Below are 18,567 nucleotides of genomic sequence, written 5' to 3' on the forward strand. Positions count from 1 at the left end.
CAGCACGGCGCGTACGGCCCGGTCCGCAGTCGCGTACACCGGCAGCAGCACGAGGTCGTGCACCAGCGCCGAGCCGACGAACCACACCGCGACACCGAACGTGTCCCCCTCCAGCAGCCGCACACCCGCGTAGCCCGCGAGGGCGAACGTGGCGGCCAGGAGCAGGAGATGCAGCGGCCCTTCCCCGTACCAGCGCCTGAAGACCGCCGCGGACCGCGGGCCATTCGTCTTCCGCATCACAGCTCTCCGAACGTCAGCCGGGTCACCCATTTGGTGTTGAGCACGCCGGGTGCGGCCGGGACGATGATCCGCGCCGGGTAACCGTGGTCGGGCGACAGCGTCTCGCCGTTGACCTCCAGAGCCAGCAGCGAGCGCGGGTCGCGCACCTGGTTGTCGCGGAGCGCGGCCTTCCGGAACGGCCCGCTGCGCTGCACGGACTCCACGAACACCCCCGGCGGCCGGTCCGGATACCCGGCGAGCGCCGCCAGATCCCGCAGCCGCACCCCGCGCCACCACTGGTTCGCGGTCGACCAGCCCTCCACGCACGCGATCGGCAACGCGGCGCTGTACTGCTCCATGGCCAGAAGCTGTTCCCGGGTGAACGCGAGATCTCCGGCGGGTCCGCTGACGGTCAGCCGCCACCGCTCACCCGTGTCGGCCGGGGTGATCCGGACGGACGCGGCCGTCTTGTTGATCTGGAAGCCGTTGGGCCCCGTCCCGGGGTCGGCGACCCCGCGCGGGGTGAGGAGTGCGGTGCTGCGCAGCGCGTCGAAGCTCCGGCCCACCGAGGTGACCAGCAGGAGGAGCGACCCGGCGCCCACCATGGCGAAGGCGCCGCGCCGGGAAATGGTCGGCGTATGGGGGGCGGGGGACGCCAGCTCATCGGTCTCACCCCGCAGTTCACCGCTGCGCAGCACCCGTACGGCGCGCGGGAGCTTCAGCCCGACGTGGGCGACGAACCCGGCGAGGAACACCCACGCACCGTAGAAGTGCAGCGGATAGAACGACCCCGGGAACACGTACTCCAGCTGGATGTTGAGCAGCCCGGTGATGAACTCGAACAGCGCCCCGCCGACGAGCAGCAGCAGCGACACCCGCTCCAGGGCGTGCCCCACCGACCGGGCCGGCGGCAGCGCGAACAGCTTCGGGATCACCGACCACAGCTTCGCCAGCAGCACCGGTACGAGCACGATGCCGCCCGTGACGTGCAGCCCCTGTGTCAGCCGGTACAGCCAGTGCGGTCCGGTCGGCCAGGCGAACAGGTAGAACCCCAGCACCCCCTTGCCCGGCGTCTTGTCGTTGACCGGTGCAAGATCCGGGTTGTACGCGGCGTACGACAGCAGCCCCGTCACGAACACCAGCGTCAGCCCGACGAGGAGGACGAGCCCGAGCACCGCCGTGAACCGGACGCCGCGCACGGGGCTGCGCCAGAACCCGGAGGAGGAGGGCAGCCGGTCCGTGGTCCGGAGCCGGTCGAGAACGGCCGGGACCCGCCCCGTGGACGGTCCGTCGTCCGATGGTCCGGCACGGCCCGTCCCACCGAAGCGGAACAGGAACCGGAACGTCCTCTTGTGACGTCTGTCGCCCATGTCCCGACGCTAAGCCCGGGGCCTCGGGCAGGAGCGCGTACGACTTCTGACGGAACTCTGACGTCACTCCCCATGACCGCCAACCGGGCCAAGATCTGACAGTTCGATGACGCGCCCCGGTGGCACCGCCCGTCACCGCCCCGCCCTGCATAGCGTGCCTGTGTGAAGACCGAGGAGCACGTGAAACACGAGCAGCGCACCGTCGGCCGCAATCACCGCGCCATGGGCCGACGCCTCGACCTGATCGCCGCCACCGCCGGTGTCCTGCTGGTCACCGCCGCCGTGCTGATCGGCCGGGCCATCCAGGACGCCGACGGCAGCCTCTTCGTCCACTGGCCGCCCCTGTTGGCGTCCTGGTACCCGCACACCGGCCCCGGCACCCCGGCCGCCGTGGTCGTCGCCGCGGCCGTCGTCGCGTACGGGCCGGTCCTCGCCGACCGGCTGCCCTGGCGCGGTCTGCTCGCAACCGCGTGGGCCGCCTCCCTCGGCTGGATCTTCTCCCTGGCGATGATCGACGGCTGGGAGCGGGGCATCGCCGAGCGGCTCACCACGAAGCATGAATACCTGCGGGTCATCAGTCGCTTCGACGATATCGGCGCAGCGCTGCGCGGATTCGACACGCACATCCTGATCGGCCCCCCGGGCAACTGGCCCGCCCATGTCGCCGGTCATCCGCCGGGCGCCACGCTCACTTTCGTGCTGCTGGACCGGATCGGGCTGGGTGGTGGCGGCTGGGCCGGTGTCTGGTGCATCGTGCTCGGCGGTTCCGCGGTCGTCGCCGCCCTGATCACGGTGCGCGCCCTCGCCGACGAACGCCTCGCCCGCCGCGCCGCCCCGTTCCTCGTCCTCGCACCGATGGCGGTCTGGACCGGTGCCTCGGCGGACGCCTGGTTCTCCGCGGTCGCCGCGTGGTCGGTCGCCCTCCTCGCCCTGGCGGCAACCCGCCGGACCACCCGGCCGGGCCGTGCCGTCGCGGCCGCCCTCGCCTCCGGCCTCCTCTACGGCCTGACCTGCTATCTCTCGTACGGTCTGACGCTCATCGCGCTCCTGCTCCTCGCCGTCCTTCTCCTCGCCCGTACCGCGCGCCCCCTTCCGCTTCTCCTGCTCGGGGCGCTCGTCGTCCCGGTCGCGTTCACCCTGGCGGGCTTCAACTGGTGGGAGGCGTACCGGCTGTTGGTCGAGCGCTACTACCAGGGGGCCGGTGGGATCCGTCCGTACGCCTACTGGGTCTGGGGGAACCTCGCGGCCACCACGATCGCCGCCGGGCTCGCCACCGTCGCCGGTCTCCGCCGGGCCGCGGCCGGTGCCCCCTCCGCCGTCCGCGCCGTCCGCACCGGCACCACCTGCGCACCGCAGCGCCTGAGCCTCCTCGCCGTGGCCGCGTTCCTCGCCCTCCTCGTCGCGGATCTGTCCGGAATGAGCAAGGCCGAGACGGAACGCATCTGGCAGCCGTTCGTCCTCTGGCTGCTGCCCGCCGCCGCCCTGCTTCCCCCGTCCGCCCGCCGGGGCTGGCTGACCGCGCAGGCGGTCGTGGCCCTGCTCGTCAACCACCTGCTCTGGACCGGGTGGTGAAGCCGGGAGGGATGTTGAACCGATCGCGCGCGGGGGTACAGGTTGCCCCGTGCCGACATTCGAGATCACCACCGCAAGCGCCGCCGACATCGACATGCTGGGCGAGTGGGCCCACGCCGAGGGCTGGAATCCGGGCCGCACCGACAGCCACGCCTTCTTCGCCACCGACCCTCGCGGCTTTCTGATCGGCAGACTCGACGGCGAGCCCGTCTCCTCCGTCTCCGTGATCCGTTACGGCTCCGGCTTCGGCTTCCTGGGCTTCTATCTCACCCGCCCGGAACTGCGCGGCCAGGGTTACGGGACCCAGGTCTGGCACGCCGGAATGAACCGGCTCGCCGGGCGCAACGTCGGACTCGACGGCGTCGTCGCCCAGCAGTCCAACTACCGTAAATCCGGCTTCCGTCCGGCGTGGACGAACATGCGCTGGGTCGGGTTGCCGCCGGCGGACATCACCGCACCGCCCGGTGTCTCCCTCGTCGACGCCCGGTCGCTCCCCTTCGACCGGCTGGCCGTCTTCGACCGCCGCTACTTCCCCGCCGAGCGCGACAGTTTCCTGGCCCCGTGGATCGCCGCCCCCATGCGCACCGCTCTCGCCGCCGTGGCCGAAGGGGAGGTGCAGGGCTTCGCCGTGCTGCGCCCGTGCCGTACGTCGTCACGCATCGGCCCGCTGCACGCCACGTCGCCCGAGGTGGCCGCCGCCCTGGTGAGCGCCCTCTCGGCCACTGACCCTGAGACGGAGATCGCCGTCGACGTACCCGACATCAATCCGGCGGCGGTCCGGCTCGCCGAGCAGCTGGGTCTCACCCCGTCGTTCGAGACAGCCCGCATGTACACGGGTCCGTCCCCGGACGTCGACCACAGCGGACTGTTCGGCATCACCAGCCTGGAACTCGGCTGACCGACGGACGCGCCGACCGCCGCCCCCTGGCCCCGGTCCGCCCCCTACCGCCCGAGCCGGTCCAGCACCCGGCCGCGGAGCAGTTCGTACTCCTCGCGCAGCCGTACGATCTCCGCCGGCCGGGGTATCACCGTGCCACCGGTGACGATCTCCTCCGGCCCGAACTGCTCCCGCGTGAGGTCGATCTCCACACCCATGCCCAGCCGGTTCCACCAGTGGAAGTCGGTGCGCTCACCGTCGACCTGGACCTCGCCACGGATCAGCTCGCCGCCCAGCAGATCGTTGAGCACCAGGGCGGTGACCCCGCACTGGTCCCGGGCCGGGTTGTCCGGCGTCCAGTGCGGCCGGTGGTCGGGCGTGGAGGTGTCGGCACCCCAACCGGCGCGGACAGCAGCTTCGATATCGGCGAGCAGCAAGGGCTCCGAGGTCTCCATGACACCGATCCTCGCAGGCCCCACCGACAACGCGGCTGCTACCCGCTCTCCTTACCGATCCGGTTCCGGGTCCGTTTCCGCGAGGCAAGCACCGCGATGTCGTCCTCCGCGCCCGGACCGAACCTCTCCAGCACCTCGTCCAGCAGATCGTCGAGGCTTCCGCCCACCGGCAGGGTCAGTTGCTCCAGCCGGCGCACCGATACGTCGATGTCCTCGTCCCGCCGCTCCACGAGACCGTCGGTGTACATGAACAGCACCGTGTCCGGACCGACCTCCACGGCCGTCGTCGTGTACCCCCCGAACCCGGTGCCGAGCGGCGGCCCCGCCCGTACGTCGCCCACCCGGGTCCCCGCCTCGCCCGGGTCGATGAACACCGGTGGCAGATGCCCCGCACTCGCCACCTCGCACATCCCGCCGAACCGGTCGACGACCGCCAGCAGACATGTCGCCGCCCGGTCCAGGCCCGACCGCTCCACCATCCGGTCGAGGTGTTCCAGGATGCGGTGCGGCGGGAGTTCGTCGTCGGCAAGCAGCCGCAGCAGGGAGCGGTAGTGGCTCATCGCGACCGCCGCCTCCACCCCGTGCCCCATCACATCGCCGATCGCCTTCAGATGGCGTCCGTCCCGCAGCGGGATGACGTCGAACCAGTCACCGCCGACCATCACGCTCCGGTCGGCCGGCAGATAGCGGGTGGCGATCTCGATGTGCGGGTGCGGCGGGCGCGGCTCGGACAGCAGGGAGCGCTGGAGCTCCAGGGCGATGGTGTGTTCGTGGGCGTACCGGCGGGCATGGTCCAGACCGACGGCGGCCCGTCCGGCGAGTTCCCGGGCGACGACGACGTCCTCGTCCGAGAACGCCGGCGAGTCCCCCGCCCGGACCAGGCCGAGGACGCCGAGCGGCCGGCTGCGTACGGCGATCGGCACGATGACCGACGAGTGCATGCCGAGGGCGCGGTAGGCGGCGACCCGCCCCGGACTGGCTGCCGAGCGGCCGAGCAGATCGTCGCCGGTGAGGTTCTGGACGACGGGCTGGTTGGTCGCCAGACAGCGCTGTACGGCCGCGCCGTCCTGGTAGTCGATGTACTCGCCGGTCAGCCCGAACTCCGCCATCTCCTCCCGCAGCCCGGGGACCGCCGCCAGGGCGGCCCGGCGCAGCCGCAGCATGCCGGGGGGCGCGGGGCGTACGGGAGGTGCCACGTCGGGCGGGAAGACCTCGGCCGTCGCGATGTCGGCCAGCGCCGGGACGACGAGGTCGACGAGCTCCGCGCAGGTGGCGTCCATGTCGAGCGTGGTACCGATCCGGGTGACCGCGGAGTCGAGAAGGTTGAGGTGGCGTCGTGCCTGTTCCAGTTCGCGCTGCTCCTTGTCCGACGCCATCACCTCCAGCACGATCCCGGCGACACCCACCACCTGCCCTTCGACCTCCAGCCGGTGGTACGCGCCGTGCCAGTACCGCCGGGTAGTCCCGGACGCCGCGGGTGTGAAGCCGCTGGACGTGATCTCGCGGGGTTTCCCGTCGGCGAGGACCGCCCGCATCATGTCCTCCCGGGCGTCGACGTAGGGCAGGACGTCGGAGACGGTGCGGCCGAGGTGTTCGGCGGCGGGAATGCCGTTGAGCCGTTCGAGGGCCGGGTTCACGTACAGGTAGCGCAGCCGGGTGTCGAGGACGCCCACCCCTGCCACGGTGCCGTCGAGCAGCGCCGCCAGGACTGCGAGGTCGAGCGGTGGCGGGCTGTCGGCGTGCGCATCGGCCTGCAAGGAAACCTCCTGGGGGGGCGGGGCCCGGACCACCCGACTACCCGGTTTTCATCGTCGTCCGCCGTGCCCCGCCCCGCATCCGCACAGCGGCTTCAGTGCACGTGCGGCCCGCCCGTCGTCTCCGGCCTCCCCCGCGGCACCAGTCCCACCGCGACGACCGCACCGGCACCGGCCGCCGCCGCGCAGACCGTGAAGGCGTCGGCGAACCCGCCCACCGCACCCCTTTCGATCCCGGCTGCCGCGACCGTGGAGACGACTGCCACCCCGATCGCGCCGCCCACCTCGTGGAACGTGTTGACCACCCCGGACGCGAGCCCCGCTTCGTGGTGCGCGACCATGCCCAGCGCCGTCGTGGTCGCGGTGACGAAGACCGCGCCGAGCCCGAACGCGGCGACGCAGAGACCGGGCAGCAGCACCCCGTACACACTGCTGTCCGCTCCCAGCCGGGTCAGCGGTACGGAACCGGCGGCGGCGATCACCATCCCGGCGACCGCTGTCCCGCGGCTGCCGGCCGTCCCGACCAGCCGCGACCCCAGATGCGCGCCGAGCCCGACCGCGACGGCCACCGGCAGGAACACCAGCCCGGTCCGCATCGGGGTGAACCCTCGCGCATGCTGCAGATGGACCGACCCGAGGAAGAAGAAGGCGATCAGCAGCGCCGTCGCGACCAGCATCAGGAACGCGCCCGCGAGCACCGGCCGCCGGGTGAACATGCGCAGATCCATCAGCGGCTGCTTCGCCGCCCGCTCGACGCCCGCGAACGTCGCGTACAGGAGCACGGCCCCCGCGACCGGTACGAGAACGGCGGCCGATCCCCACCCGGCGTCCCCTGCCTCGACCAGTCCGTAGATGAGCGCTCCGGTCCCGGCCGTGACCAGGAGCGCGCCGGGCAGATCGAGCCGGGCGGAGGGCTGGGGGGCTCGCACCGGAACGAGTGCGGGTACGGCGGCGAGAAGGGCGATCCCGACGGGCACATTGATGTAGAAGACCCACTGCCACCCGGGACCGCCGGTCAGCGCACCGCCGAGCAGCACCCCGATCGCCGACCCGGTCCCGCCGATCGCCGCCCATACCCCGAGCGCCTTGTTGCGCTCCGCGCCGTGGAACGAGGTGGTGACGAGGGACAGGGCGGCGGGCGACAGCAGCGCCGCCCCCACTCCTTGGGCGACCCGGCCCCCGATCAGCACCGGGGCACCGTCGGCGAGCCCGGTGCCCAGCGAGGCGACGGTGAAGAGGGCCAGCCCCGCAAGGAGGGTGCGGCGCGCGCCGAGGGCGTCGGCAAGCCGGCCGCCGAGCAGCATCAGCCCGCCGAAGCAGAGGGTGTAGGCGGTGACGACCCAGGTCAGGGCGGTGCGGTCGAGGTGCAGGTCGGCGGCCATGTCGGGCAGTGCGACGTTCACGACGGTGACGTCGAGGACGAGCATGAACTGCGCGACGCAGACGAGGGCGAGCGTCGCCCAGCGACGCGGGTGGGCGGTCTGATGCTCGGGCGGATGCTGTACGTGCGTCTCAGGCGGACTCATGAACTGAACTGTACGGATCAGTTCACATGAACTCAACTGTTCAGTTCAGCTGACTGTTAGCCTTGCCTCATGACCACGCAGAGCAGCCGCCGGGGGAACGCGAAGCAGCCCCCCGGCGGACCGCGCGCCGAGGCCAAGCGGCGGGCCATCGTCGGGGCCGCCCGTGAGGCGTTCCTGCGGGAGGGGTTCGGCGTCGGGATGGACGCCATCGCCGCCGAGGCGGGCGTGTCGAAGGTGACCGTCTACAACCACTTCGGCAGCAAGGAAGCCCTGTTCACAGCCGTCATCGCGGGCGCACTGGACGAGCCCCTGGGCGGCCCTTCGGCCGCCGCACTGGCCGGACTCGCCGACGCCGACGACCTGCGCACCGCCTTCGTCGAGGCGGCCCGCACCTGGGTGGCCGCCGTCCGCGACAACGCCGACGTCATCGCCCTGCGCAACCTCGTCGCCGCCGAACTGCACCGCTTCCCGAAGCTGGCGGACGCCTGGCAGGGCCACGGCCCCGAGGGCCACCACCCCGCTGTGGCCGACGCCCTGCGCGCCCTCGCCGACCGCGGCCGCCTGACCATCCCGGACCTGGAGACGGCGATCATTCAGCTGTACGCGCTGCTGGTCTTCCCGCACCTGGTCTTCAGCTCGTACGGCACGGCCATCGACGACCGGGGCACGGACCGCCTGATCACCAGCGGCGTCGACATGTTCCTGGGCCACTACGCCCCGGCGGGGCCCACCGGCTGAATCTCCGCACTTCCGCGTGGACACGCGGCGCGGTCCCGTTCGCCGGCCGCGCGTTCCACAAGTGCGGCGGCGCACCGGGGCAGACGTGGAAGCCACAGGTCCGGTGCACCCGTTGCGTGTTGACCAGTGCACCCGGCCCGGGCCCGCGGCCGTACGTGTACGGGGTGAGGTCCACGCAGTACGTCACGACCGGCGCCCGGCGGTGGCGTCACCCCTGCCGAGCAGCCCGTCGTGGTCCAGCGTGCCGTCCGACGACGGTGCGACCGGCGGGAGGCGGAGGGCGGCATCGACCGGCGCCGGGAGCGCGGACAGGCCCAGCAGTCCCCTCACCAGGCCGGCCGTCATCGTGTGCCATGCCGATGCCCGGCGGAGCATCGCATGGTCGCCGGCGCGGATCGTCACCGGACAGGAGCGGGCGCCGGCCCGGCGGGCGCGGGTGGCGAGGGCCCGGGAGGCCTGGGGGCTCGTCACGCGGTCGCGGGTGCTGTGCAGCAACACGATGTCCCGGTCGGCGAGTTGGGTGACCGGATCACCGGGCGGACACCACGGCGCGAGGCCGACCACTCCTCGTACCAGGGGATGCCCGGCCGCACGAAGGGCGGCTCGGGCTCCCATCGAGTGCCCGACGAGCACGACCGGCACCTCGCCGAACTCGCGCCGCACGCCGTCCAGCGCTCGTACGGCATCGTGCAGGGCGTCCTCCCGGGACCCGTTCCACCCGAGGTGTCCGTACCGCACGCGCCGTACCGCCACATCGACGGGCTCGTCCCGGGTCGCCCGGATCACGGCCCGCGCGAACGGCCGCATGCGCAGGGCCGGGAGGTTCAACGGCCTTGGCGGGGGCGGCCCCAGACCCGTCTCCCGCCCGCCGTGCAGGAGGAGTACCGCAGCCGCCACAGGTGGTCGCCGATCCGCCATACCCACCTCCTGCTCGCGGAAGCCACCACCGTAGCGAGCATGCTGTACCGGAACATCGCCGAACGCCGCACATCCGTCGCACACAAGGGGACCGCCATGGGATCGTCACCACAAGTCGGCCAGCCCGTCCAGGACTTCACACTGCCGGGCGGAACGCTCGCCGGAGACACGTTCGAACGCCGCGACTACACGCTCTCGGACGCCCGGGGCCGTACCGTCGTCCTCGCCTTCTACCCCGGCGACAACACGACTGTCTGCACCAAGCAGCTCTGCTCGTACTCCTCCGGCATGGAGACCTTCACCGGTCTCGACGCGGAGGTCTGGGGAATCAGTCCACAGGGTGTGGACAGTCACGAGTCGTTCGCCCGCACCTACGGTCTGCGGATGCCGCTGCTCGCGGACACCGGGCGGGAGATCGCCCGGGCATACGGGATCACGGCGCCCGGGATCGGGGTGCGCCGAGCCGTGTTCCTGATCGGGCCGGACGGCGTGCTGCGGTGGAAGCACGTCGCGGTCCTCGGAGCCACCTTCCAGTCGCTGGACACGCTCGCCGACCACATCTCCGGCATCAAGAACGAGTAAAAGATTGCCGGACCCCGGCAATGTCACGGCCCGAGCGTGTATGGCATCATCCAGCCAGCTCGACGGACACATCCGGGGGATTTCCCAGATCGGGAAAGGGGATCACATGACCTTGTTTCTCGGTCTGGGCATTGCGGGGGTCGTGCTCCTCGCCCTCTCCCTGATCTTCGACGGAATCCTCGAAGGGCTCTTCGGGGGCGTACTCGACGGACTCTTCGACGGACTCCTGTCCCTCCCCGTCATTGCCGGATTCCTCTCGATGCTCGGCTTCGGCGGCGCGATCGTGCTCGGCACCACGGGTGCCGGTACGGTCGCCGCGACCGCGGCCGGGCTGTTCGCCGGACTGGTCGCGGCATGGCTGACCTGGAAGTTCAGCCGCGCCCTGATGCGCGACCAGACCGCCGCAACACCACGGGGCGACGATCTCGTCGGCACGTCCGGGTCCGTCGTCACGGCCATCCCGGCCGACGGGTACGGCGAGGTCCTGCTGCGGCTCGCGGGCCAGCCCGTGAAACTCGCGGCGAAGAGCCCGGTGCCGGTCGAGCGCGGCACCGAGATCTGGGTGGAGGCCGCACTCTCGACCACCTCGGTCGCGGTCCGCCCCGTCGAGCGCTGACCACCTACTGAACCAAGCTGCCGTCCCCGATCGGGAGGCAGGGGGGACCTCTTATGAGTCCAGTTGTGACCGCCGTCGTCGGAGTCGTCGTACTCCTCGTACTCCTCGGCCTCGTGGTGATCACCCGCTACAAGGTCGCCGGGCCCAGCGAGGCCTTCATCATCACGGGACGGCGCGGCAAGAAGTCGACCGACCCGGTGACCGGACGCACCAGCATCGACAACAGCGGGCAGAAGGTCGTCGTCGGCGGCGGCGTCTTCGTCGTCCCGTTCGTGCAGCAGAAGTTCACCCTGGACCTCTCCAGCCGGCACATCCCGGTCGCCGTGCGCGGGGCCGTCACCCTGCGCGGTGTGAAGTCCCACCTCGAAGGCGTCGCGATCGTCAAGGTCGGGGGCAACGAGGACGCGATCCGGGCCGCCGCCCAGCGGTTCCTGCAGCAGCAGGACGGCATCGTCGGCTTCACCCAGGAGGTGCTCTCGGGCGCCCTGCGCGCCATCGTCGGCCGGATGTCGGTCGAGGACATCATCCGCGACCGCGCCGCGTTCGCCGGCCAGGTCGCGGAGGAGGCCGAGGCCAGCCTCTCCGGCCAGGGCCTGATCCTGGACGCCTTCCAGATCCAGGACATCACCACCGAGGGCTCCTACCTCGAAGACCTCGGCCGCCCCGAAGCCGCCCGCGCCAAGCAGGAGGCGGACATCGCCGAGGCGATCGCCAAGCGCGCGTCCGAGCAGGCCCGTCTGAAGGCCGCCGAGGAAATCGCCATCGCCGAGCGGACGTTCTACCTCAAGCAGGCCGAGATCAAGGCCGAGACGGAAGCGGCGGCGGCCAAGGCCAACGCCGCCGGCCCGCTCGCCGAGGCCGCCCGTCAGCAGGAAGTCCTGGAGGAGCAGGAGAAGGTCGCCCAGCGCCAGGCGGCCCTGACCGACCGCGAACTCGACACCAAGGTCCGCAAGCCCGCCGACGCCGCCCGCTACCGGGCCGAGCAGGAGGCCGAGGCCCGCCGCATCGCCCAGGTCAAGGAAGCCGAGGCGGACGCGGAGCGCTCCCGTCTCACCGGTCAGGGCGAGAAGCTCCACCGCTCGGCACTCGCCGACGCCGTCCGCATCGAGGGCGAGGCGGAGGCCGCCGCCATCGCCGCGAAGGGCGCGGCCGAGGCCGAGGCCATGCGGAAGAAGGCGGACGCGTTCGCCCAGTACGGCGACGCGGCGGTGCTCCAGATGCTGGTCGAGGTGCTCCCGCACGTCGTCGCCAAGGCCGCCGAACCGCTCAGCGCCGTCGACAAGATGACGGTCATCTCGACGGACGGCGCGAGCCAGCTGTCACGCACGGTCGCGGACAACGTCGCGCAGGGCATGGAACTCCTCACCGCCACGACGGGCGTCGACCTGGCGGCACTGCTGAAGAACCTGAAGGGCGGGTCGACTTCGGACACCGCAGCGGAGATCCCGGCGCAGGCACCGGCCACGACACCGGCATCGGGCAACGGCAAGATCGAGATCACCGGCTGACGCCGTTCCGACCCACGTGCCCGGCGGTGAGCAGCGGACCGCCGGGCACAGCTGCGTCCGGCCCTCGGCCGCGCCCCGGCGGCCGCGCATCGATCACGCGATATCCGCAGGTGAGCAGGGTCTCCGTGCGCGCGAGCGCCAGACGGCGGAAGCCTCCGGTTAAGGTAATGGAAGGTTAAAGAGATTACCAAGTGCGTCGCCATGCCGCCGCACGCCTCGGGAGGAAGCCATGGGAACCCACCGGACCACGCTGCCCGGAGTCGGTGTGCAGTACGACTACATCACCGAGTCGGGACAGCACATCTCCGTCGTCGTCCACCACGACGGGCGCCGGTTCATCGGGTTCTACGAGCGCGACGATCCCGATTCATGTCAGCTCTCCGTGGCCCTGACTCCACAGGAGGCGACCGGACTTGCCCACCTCATCGACTCCGCGCCCATCGACGCCGTACGGACCGAGGGCATCGATCTCGTCACCGAGCACATACCGCTCGGGTCGCGCTCCCCGTACGGGGGCCGGCTGCTCGGGGACACCCGGGCCCGGACGCGGACCGGGGCGTCGATCGTGGCCGTGCTGCGGACGCACAGCGCGCATCCGTCGCCCGGGCCGGACTTCCGGCTGGCCATCGGGGACACGCTGGTCGTCGTCGGTACGCGTGAGGGCGTCGACGCGCTCTCCGAGATCATTGCGGAGGGCTGACAGTGCACGACACGACCGCACTGCTGGTGGAGCTCGGCTCCGTCATATTGGGGCTCGGGATCATCGGACGGTTCGCCGGGCGAATAGGGCTTTCGCCGATTCCGCTCTACCTGCTGGCCGGGCTGGCGTTCGGGGACGGGGGGCTGCTGCCCCTCGGCGCCAGTGAGGAGTTCACCGCCGTCGGCGCCGAGATCGGCGTCATTCTGCTGCTGCTCCTGCTGGGGCTGGAATACAGCGCGTCCGAGCTGGTGACCAGCCTGAAGACGCAATACCCGTCGGGGGCCGTCGACTTCGTACTCAATGCGACGCCCGGAGCGGTGGCCGCGCTGCTGCTCGGATGGGGGCCCGTGGGGGCCGTCGCGCTGGCCGGGGTCACCTGGATCTCCTCGTCGGGGGTCATCGCGAAAGTGCTCACCGATCTGGGGCGGCTCGGGAACCGGGAGACCCCTGTCGTTCTCGGGGTTCTCGTCATCGAGGACCTGTCGATGGCCGTCTATCTGCCGCTGCTCACCGCGATGGTCGCCGGTGCCGGTCTGGCCGGGGGCAGCATCGCCCTGCTGGTCGCCCTCGGTACCGTCGGCCTGGTTCTGTACGTGGCGCTGCGGCACGGCCGGCTCATCAGCCGGGCCGTGTCCTCCGACAATCCGGAGATGCTGCTCCTCGTCGTGCTCGGGCTGACCGTCCTGGTGGCCGGTGTGGCACAGCAGTTGCAGGTGTCCGCGGCGGTGGGCGCGTTCCTCGTCGGGATCGCCCTCTCGGGGGAGGTCGCGGAGGGGGCCCGTAAGCTGCTGACGCCGTTGCGCGATCTGTTCGCCGCCGTCTTCTTCGTCTTCTTCGGTCTCTCCACCGATCCGTCCGACATTCCGCCCGTGCTGCTGCCCGCGCTGCTGCTGGCCGTCGTCACCGTCTTCACCAAGATCGGCACCGGGTGGTACGCCGCCCGGCGCGCCGGGATCGGCTCACGTGGACGGTGGCGGGCGGGTGGGACGCTGGTCGCACGCGGCGAGTTCTCCATCGTCATCGCCGGTCTGGCCGTGGCGACCGAGCCCCGTATCGGGCCCATCGCCACCGCGTACGTCCTGATTCTCGTCATCATCGGTCCGCTCACCGCCCGTTGGACGCAGCCCGTCGTGGCCAGGATCCAGACGTGGCGGGACGGCGGGAGCGGGGACGGCGGGAGCGGGGGCGGCGCCTCCGGGGGCAGTGTGCCTGTCGCCCGCGAGGAGATGCCTGTCGTCGAGCACGCCTCGGCCGCCGACTGAGAGCTCCTCCGAACCGCTCTCAGAGCGGGGTCGCCTCGTGCAGGATCCGCACCAGCGTCACCGTCGCGTTCAGCGACGACAGCGCGGACACCGTGGTTCCGACGGTGGCCACCAGTCCCGCGAAGGCGACATGCGCGGACGAAGGGGGCCACAGCCGGGTCGGCGGGACCGGCTCCAGGAGCGCTGCGACCCGGCGCGGGATCGGGCCCACCGCCGCGAACGCGGCGAACGCGGGCGCGGCGGTCGGCGAACGGTGCGCGAAGAGCGCGGCCTTGCCGACCGCGCCCGCCACCGCCCGCCGGTCGCCGATCGACTGCGCCGCCTCCTCGTCCGCCCACCGTTCCGTGCTGTACGCCACCGCCGTACGCAGCGGCAGCAGGAACGGGTTGGCCCGCGCGGCAAGTTGGGTGGCCAGGAGGTAGCGGTGGTGGCGGGCGGTCAGATGGGCCTGCTCGTGGGCGACGAGCGCCCGGCGCTCACGCGCGGTCAGGCACTCCATCATCGCCGTCGACACGACCACCCGGCCGGGGGCGCCGGGCAGTGCGTACGCGTAGGGCTCCGGGTCCGGAAGCACGGCGACCGGCGACGGCTGCGACGGGAGGGACTGCAGGGCCCGGGTCGCCCGGATGCGTTGGCGTACATGGCGGTGGACGGTCGCCCCGCATGCCACGAAGACCGCGACCAGCACCCCGATGGCGACGACGCCCGCCCGTTCCTCGTACGGCACCGCCGCCCGCACCTCCGGGTCCGACCAGCCGTCCGGCAGCGGATTGCCCGGCAGTTGGGCCGTGCCCACCACCATCAGCAGCGCCAGGCACACCGTGCTGCACAGGGCGAGCGTCGTGCCGACGGCCGCGAGCAGGCGGGTGGCGCTGCGTGGATGCAGACGCTGTTCGGCGAGGCGCGCGATCGGCAGCGCGGTCAGGGGCAGTACGAGGGGCAGGTAGACAAAGACGCCCATCGGTCAGTCCTCGTCCTTCTCCGTCGTCTGCGCCAGCAGTGCGCGCAGGCGTTCCTCGTCGCCCGGGGACAGCGCCGAGACGAACCGGGCGAGTACGGCCTCGCGGTCCCGTTCGCCGTCCAGGACCCGACGCATCCGCAGCGCGGCGAGACCGGCCTCGTCGGAGGCGGACGTCCAGGTGTAGGAGCGGCCCTGGCGGGCACGGGTCACGCACTTCTTCGCGTACAGACGGGACAGGATCGTGATGACAGTGGTGTACGCGAGGTCGCCGTCGAGGTGTTCCTGCACCCAGCCCGCCGTCGCGGGGCCGTTCGCCGAGCGCAGAACGGCCAGGATCTGGGCCTCCAGCTCGCCCTGTCCGCGCTTGCGGGGGCGCCGGCCGTCGGAGGCGGGGCCCGTCGGGGGCACGTTGTCGTCGGGCAGTTCGTTGTGCGGGTGGTGGCTGGCCCCGGCCGTGTCCATCGTGGTGACTGCCCTTCGTGCGATGCCGCGTCGGCCACGGCGTCGCAGCATCGTACTGAAGGCCGGTTCCCGGACACAGCGGGCGATCATCCTGCTAACTTCTACACGCCTGTAGAGTTGGATCTCGTTCCGGCAACGCAACGCAACGTATGGAGACGTCATGGCACTGTGGGATCGGATCAAGGAATCCGCGACGACGATGCAGTCGCAGCTCGAGGCGAAGAAGAACGACCTGAAGAGCGGTGCGTTCCGCGACGCGAGCATGGCCATGTGCGCCCTGGTCGCCGCCGCCGACGGTTCCGTCGACCCGTCCGAGCGCCAGCGCGTCGCCTCGCTCATCGCTTCCAACGAGGTGCTGCAGAACTTCCCGGCGGACGACCTGCAGCGGCGCTTCAACGAGTACGTGAACAAGCTCACCGCCGACTTCGCTTTCGGCAAGGTCAGCGTGCTCCAGGAGATCGGCAAGGCGAAGAAGAAGCCGGCCGAGGCGCGTGCCGTCATCCAGATCGGCATCGTGATCGGCGGCGCCGACGGCGACTTCGACAAGTCGGAGCAGGCCGTCGTCCGGGAGGCGTGCTTCGCGCTCGACCTTCCGCCGCACGAGTTCGACCTCTAGTGCAGTGAGGGGCACCGGTGCCCCTCCCCACCAGCTTCGGACGCCCTCTCCGGGCCGGCCGGACGGCCCCCGAACCGCCGGGAACACACCGCGGTCCGACTGACCATCGGACCGCGCCCGGCCAGGCCGGGGACTCGCGACTCCCCCGAGCGAATCCCCGGCCACCCACCCCCAGGACCCCGCCTCCTTGCCGCGTATGCATCGCGTCACGGAGGCGGGGTCCTGCGTCAAGCCGACGTCAGGGGCGTATCCGTTCCCCTCAACTGCGGGCATAACGTCGTCAGTGCCACAGCACGCAGGCACATCGAGGAGGAACAACCATGTCCGACTGCGCCGAAACGGACGACCCCGAACCTCTTGAACCCGTCCCGGCCGGACTGCTCTTCGTCCCCGTCCGGCCGGGTCCCACCGGCGTTGCCGCCCGATGTACGGCACGGTTCTTCCGTACGCCCCTCGGCGGCCGCACCGCCGTCGGCTTCACCTCCGTGCGACAGCTCACCGCCACTCTCGGCGCCGGTCAGTCCTGGATCAGGCTCTCCGAACCGGCCCTGCGCGCCCTCGGGGCGCCTCTCGGCATCACCACCCTGACCATCGATCCACAGCTGACCGCCCAGCCGTCCCTGCCCGGTTCCCATGAGCTGTGCCGACACGACGCGTATCCACAGACCGGTCCAACTGCCGTGCTCGCGCGCCCGTGCCGACGAGCACGGGAGGGAGAGGTGTGGTGACCGTCGGCGGAGTGTCACCGGACGACATGCGGCGGCGGGACGTCGGGATGAAGGGCGAGGTCCGGGGGAGCAGGCCCGGTCGTCAGGCGCGGACCGGCGCCGACTCCTCCACCACCTGGGGCCGGGGTGCGCCCCTGGGGTACAGGACCGCCGTCACCACCAGCCCGACGAGGAAGAAGCCCGCCGACCACCAGTACGCGGTGGAGTAGCTCTGCAGTTGGGCCCGGGCGACATTGGCGGGGGTCACCATGCGGTCGGACAGATAGTTCATGGCGGCGCTGGTGGCGAGGGTGTTCAGCAGCGCCGTGCCGATCGAACCGCCCACCTGCTGGCTGGTGCTGACCATCGCCGAGGCCACACCCGCATCGCGGGCGGCCACCCCGTACGTGGCCAGGTTCATCACGGTGGCGAAGATCGCGCCGAGGCCCAGGCCGAGGACGAGCAGGGCGGGCAGCACATGGGTGAGGTATCTGCTCGTCAGGTCCAGGCTGGTCATCCACACCAGGGCGGCCGCGGCGATGCCCATGCCGAGCGGCACGATCGGTTTCGCGCCGAAGCGCGGCACCAGCACATTGGTCGTCGTCATCGACGTCACGATCATCAAGCAGACCATCGGGATGTAAGCGAGACCGGTGGTCACCGGCGAGTAGTGCAGAGTCCTCTGCAGGTAGTACGTGAGGAACAGGAAGACGCCGAACATGCCGCCGCCGGCGATGAACATCGCCAGGTACGACGCCCCGCGGTTCCTGTTCAGCACCACCCGCAGCGGCAGCAGTGGATGTGCGGCCCGCGTCAGCCACCAGGCGAACGCCGCCAGGAGCACACCGCCCGCCAGCAGGAAGCCCCAGGTCTCCGGTGAACCCCACGGGTGCGACTCGGCGTTGGAGAAGCCGTACACGATGCAGAAGAGTCCCGCCGAGACCAGGACGGTGCCCGGGACGTCGAGCTTGCGGCGGTCGGCAGGGGCACCGGCGGTGAGCAGCCGGATGCCGCCGAGGAAGGCGGCCAGGGCGAACAGCAGATTCACGTACAGGCACCAGCGCCAGTTCAGGTACTGGGTGAGGACCCCGCCGAGCAGCAGCCCCACCGCGCCGCCCGTCCCCGCGATCGCGCCGTAGATCCCGAACGCCTTGGCACGCTCCTGCGGGGCGGTGAACGTCGTGGTGAGGAGGGAGAGCGCGGCCGGGGCGAGGAGCGCGCCGAACATGCCCTGGAGTGCCCGGGCGAAGACCAGGACCTCGAAACTCGGGGCGGCGCCGCCGATCGCCGACGCGACCGCGAAGCCGACCAGACCGGTCAGGAAGGCGATCTTGCGGCCCACCAGGTCGGCCATCCGGCCGCCGAGCAGCAGCAGTGAGCCGAAGGCCAGGGCATACGCGGTCACGATCCATTGGCGGTTGCCGTCGGAGAAGCCGAGGTCCTGCTGGGCGGAGGGCAGGGCGATGTTCACGATGGTGGCGTCCAGCACCACCATCAGCTGGGCCAGACCGATCACCGCCAGCACCCACCAGTGGCGCGACGGGCCGCGCTCACGGTCGAGTGCGGGGCGGGACGGCGGGGAGGTGACGGTCTCTCTCGTGCCACTCACGGAGGGCTCCCCCTCGACAGGCTCCCGCGCATGACGTGAGTGACGAGCCATGGTCCGGGTCTCCCTCGGTGCGCACCCCCGAAATCCCCCGCACCCACGCTAAAGGCAGATCCGC

At 71.4% G+C, this 18,567-nt stretch carries 18 protein-coding genes; 10 read left to right on the forward strand and 8 right to left on the reverse strand.

Annotation, left to right across the window (positions count from 1 at the left end; all coding sequences use genetic code 11):
* Window positions 1–236: 236 nt before the first annotated feature.
* Window positions 237–1,589: a molybdopterin-dependent oxidoreductase gene (locus ACFU8W_RS05245; protein WP_384032434.1), complete on the reverse strand. Its 1,353-nt coding sequence runs from the start codon at window positions 1,587–1,589 to the stop codon at window positions 237–239.
* A gap of 222 nt (window positions 1,590–1,811) precedes the next feature.
* Here ACFU8W_RS05245 and ACFU8W_RS05250 point away from each other — a divergent pair, with 222 nt between their 5' ends.
* Complete coding sequence (locus ACFU8W_RS05250; RefSeq protein ID WP_384032984.1) at window positions 1,812–3,161, forward strand: hypothetical protein; 1,350 nt, start codon at window positions 1,812–1,814, stop codon at window positions 3,159–3,161.
* A gap of 49 nt (window positions 3,162–3,210) precedes the next feature.
* Window positions 3,211–4,059 (forward strand): GNAT family N-acetyltransferase, encoded by an 849-nt coding sequence (locus tag ACFU8W_RS05255; protein WP_384032436.1) that lies wholly within the window; start codon window positions 3,211–3,213, stop codon window positions 4,057–4,059.
* A 44-nt stretch (window positions 4,060–4,103) separates the two neighbouring features.
* Here the strand turns inward: ACFU8W_RS05255 and ACFU8W_RS05260 are convergent, their stop codons facing one another.
* The 3 genes from ACFU8W_RS05260 to ACFU8W_RS05270 form a co-directional block, all read right to left on the reverse strand.
* Window positions 4,104–4,493: a hypothetical protein gene (locus ACFU8W_RS05260; protein ID WP_384032438.1), complete on the reverse strand. Its 390-nt coding sequence runs from the start codon at window positions 4,491–4,493 to the stop codon at window positions 4,104–4,106.
* Window positions 4,494–4,531: 38 nt separating this feature from the next.
* Window positions 4,532–6,250, reverse strand: a complete 1,719-nt coding sequence (locus tag ACFU8W_RS05265) for a SpoIIE family protein phosphatase (protein WP_384032440.1) — start codon at window positions 6,248–6,250, stop codon at window positions 4,532–4,534.
* Window positions 6,251–6,342: 92 nt separating this feature from the next.
* Window positions 6,343–7,773, reverse strand: a complete 1,431-nt coding sequence (locus tag ACFU8W_RS05270) for a DHA2 family efflux MFS transporter permease subunit (RefSeq protein WP_384032442.1) — start codon at window positions 7,771–7,773, stop codon at window positions 6,343–6,345.
* Window positions 7,774–7,842: 69 nt separating this feature from the next.
* Here ACFU8W_RS05270 and ACFU8W_RS05275 point away from each other — a divergent pair, with 69 nt between their 5' ends.
* Window positions 7,843–8,511: a TetR/AcrR family transcriptional regulator gene (locus ACFU8W_RS05275; RefSeq protein WP_384032444.1), complete on the forward strand. Its 669-nt coding sequence runs from the start codon at window positions 7,843–7,845 to the stop codon at window positions 8,509–8,511.
* A 183-nt stretch (window positions 8,512–8,694) separates the two neighbouring features.
* On the opposite strand, the gene ACFU8W_RS05280 is transcribed toward ACFU8W_RS05275, so the two are convergent.
* A complete protein-coding gene (locus ACFU8W_RS05280; RefSeq protein ID WP_384032446.1) occupies window positions 8,695–9,429 on the reverse strand; it encodes an alpha/beta fold hydrolase in 735 nt (244 codons plus the stop codon).
* A 96-nt stretch (window positions 9,430–9,525) separates the two neighbouring features.
* Between ACFU8W_RS05280 and ACFU8W_RS05285 the strand changes: the two genes are divergently transcribed.
* The 5 genes from ACFU8W_RS05285 to ACFU8W_RS05305 all read left to right on the forward strand — a co-directional run bounded on the left by ACFU8W_RS05285 (window position 9,526) and on the right by ACFU8W_RS05305 (window position 14,097).
* Window positions 9,526–10,011 carry a peroxiredoxin gene (locus tag ACFU8W_RS05285; RefSeq protein ID WP_345518388.1) on the forward strand — a complete coding sequence of 162 codons (486 nt, stop codon included), beginning with the start codon at window positions 9,526–9,528 and terminating at the stop codon, window positions 10,009–10,011.
* A 106-nt stretch (window positions 10,012–10,117) separates the two neighbouring features.
* Complete coding sequence (locus ACFU8W_RS05290) at window positions 10,118–10,627, forward strand: hypothetical protein (RefSeq protein ID WP_345517294.1); 510 nt, start codon at window positions 10,118–10,120, stop codon at window positions 10,625–10,627.
* Between the two features lie 53 nt (window positions 10,628–10,680).
* Entirely contained in the window at window positions 10,681–12,135 is a 1,455-nt protein-coding gene (locus ACFU8W_RS05295) for a flotillin family protein (RefSeq protein WP_384032449.1), read from the forward strand.
* Between the two features lie 229 nt (window positions 12,136–12,364).
* Window positions 12,365–12,835 carry a TrkA C-terminal domain-containing protein gene (locus tag ACFU8W_RS05300; protein WP_345517292.1) on the forward strand — a complete coding sequence of 157 codons (471 nt, stop codon included), beginning with the start codon at window positions 12,365–12,367 and terminating at the stop codon, window positions 12,833–12,835.
* Between the two features lie 2 nt (window positions 12,836–12,837).
* Window positions 12,838–14,097: a cation:proton antiporter gene (locus tag ACFU8W_RS05305; protein WP_384032452.1), complete on the forward strand. Its 1,260-nt coding sequence runs from the start codon at window positions 12,838–12,840 to the stop codon at window positions 14,095–14,097.
* Window positions 14,098–14,116: 19 nt separating this feature from the next.
* Here ACFU8W_RS05305 and ACFU8W_RS05310 read toward each other — a convergent pair whose 3' ends face one another.
* Both ACFU8W_RS05310 and ACFU8W_RS05315 read right to left on the reverse strand, forming a co-directional pair.
* The gene (locus ACFU8W_RS05310; RefSeq protein WP_384032454.1) at window positions 14,117–15,058 is read right to left on the reverse strand and encodes a M48 family metalloprotease; all 942 of its coding nucleotides are present in this window, start codon (window positions 15,056–15,058) and stop codon (window positions 14,117–14,119) included.
* A gap of 3 nt (window positions 15,059–15,061) precedes the next feature.
* The gene (locus ACFU8W_RS05315; protein WP_345517289.1) at window positions 15,062–15,520 is read right to left on the reverse strand and encodes a BlaI/MecI/CopY family transcriptional regulator; all 459 of its coding nucleotides are present in this window, start codon (window positions 15,518–15,520) and stop codon (window positions 15,062–15,064) included.
* A gap of 160 nt (window positions 15,521–15,680) precedes the next feature.
* On the opposite strand from ACFU8W_RS05315, the gene ACFU8W_RS05320 reads away from it, so the two are divergent.
* Complete coding sequence (locus tag ACFU8W_RS05320) at window positions 15,681–16,136, forward strand: TerB family tellurite resistance protein (RefSeq protein ID WP_345517288.1); 456 nt, start codon at window positions 15,681–15,683, stop codon at window positions 16,134–16,136.
* Window positions 16,137–16,456: 320 nt separating this feature from the next.
* Entirely contained in the window at window positions 16,457–16,864 is a 408-nt protein-coding gene (locus tag ACFU8W_RS05325; RefSeq protein ID WP_384032457.1) for an SAV_915 family protein, read from the forward strand.
* Between the two features lie 82 nt (window positions 16,865–16,946).
* Here the strand turns inward: ACFU8W_RS05325 and ACFU8W_RS05330 are convergent, their stop codons facing one another.
* Window positions 16,947–18,503, reverse strand: coding sequence for an MFS transporter (locus ACFU8W_RS05330; protein ID WP_384032458.1), 1,557 nt, complete (start codon window positions 18,501–18,503; stop codon window positions 16,947–16,949).
* Between the last annotated feature and the right edge of the window lie 64 nt (window positions 18,504–18,567).

The organism is Streptomyces sp. NPDC057565, from assembly GCF_042801455.1.
GTDB classification, from domain to species: Bacteria; Actinomycetota; Actinomycetes; order Streptomycetales; family Streptomycetaceae; genus Streptomyces; species Streptomyces yanii.

Coding starts and splice junctions, on each gene's coding strand:
- ACFU8W_RS05245 (WP_384032434.1), bottom strand. CDS start 1,589: ATGGGCGACAGACGTCACAAGAGGACGTTCCGGTTCCTGTTCCGCTTC.
- ACFU8W_RS05250 (WP_384032984.1), top strand. CDS start 1,812: ATGGGCCGACGCCTCGACCTGATCGCCGCCACCGCCGGTGTCCTGCTG.
- ACFU8W_RS05260 (WP_384032438.1), bottom strand. CDS start 4,493: ATGGAGACCTCGGAGCCCTTGCTGCTCGCCGATATCGAAGCTGCTGTC.
- ACFU8W_RS05270 (WP_384032442.1), bottom strand. CDS start 7,773: ATGAGTCCGCCTGAGACGCACGTACAGCATCCGCCCGAGCATCAGACC.
- ACFU8W_RS05275 (WP_384032444.1), top strand. CDS start 7,843: ATGACCACGCAGAGCAGCCGCCGGGGGAACGCGAAGCAGCCCCCCGGC.
- ACFU8W_RS05280 (WP_384032446.1), bottom strand. CDS start 9,429: ATGGCGGATCGGCGACCACCTGTGGCGGCTGCGGTACTCCTCCTGCAC.
- ACFU8W_RS05285 (WP_345518388.1), top strand. CDS start 9,526: ATGGGATCGTCACCACAAGTCGGCCAGCCCGTCCAGGACTTCACACTG.
- ACFU8W_RS05290 (WP_345517294.1), top strand. CDS start 10,118: ATGACCTTGTTTCTCGGTCTGGGCATTGCGGGGGTCGTGCTCCTCGCC.
- ACFU8W_RS05295 (WP_384032449.1), top strand. CDS start 10,681: ATGAGTCCAGTTGTGACCGCCGTCGTCGGAGTCGTCGTACTCCTCGTA.
- ACFU8W_RS05300 (WP_345517292.1), top strand. CDS start 12,365: ATGGGAACCCACCGGACCACGCTGCCCGGAGTCGGTGTGCAGTACGAC.
- ACFU8W_RS05310 (WP_384032454.1), bottom strand. CDS start 15,058: ATGGGCGTCTTTGTCTACCTGCCCCTCGTACTGCCCCTGACCGCGCTG.
- ACFU8W_RS05315 (WP_345517289.1), bottom strand. CDS start 15,520: ATGGACACGGCCGGGGCCAGCCACCACCCGCACAACGAACTGCCCGAC.
- ACFU8W_RS05320 (WP_345517288.1), top strand. CDS start 15,681: ATGGCACTGTGGGATCGGATCAAGGAATCCGCGACGACGATGCAGTCG.
- ACFU8W_RS05325 (WP_384032457.1), top strand. CDS start 16,457: ATGTCCGACTGCGCCGAAACGGACGACCCCGAACCTCTTGAACCCGTC.
- ACFU8W_RS05330 (WP_384032458.1), bottom strand. CDS start 18,503: ATGGCTCGTCACTCACGTCATGCGCGGGAGCCTGTCGAGGGGGAGCCC.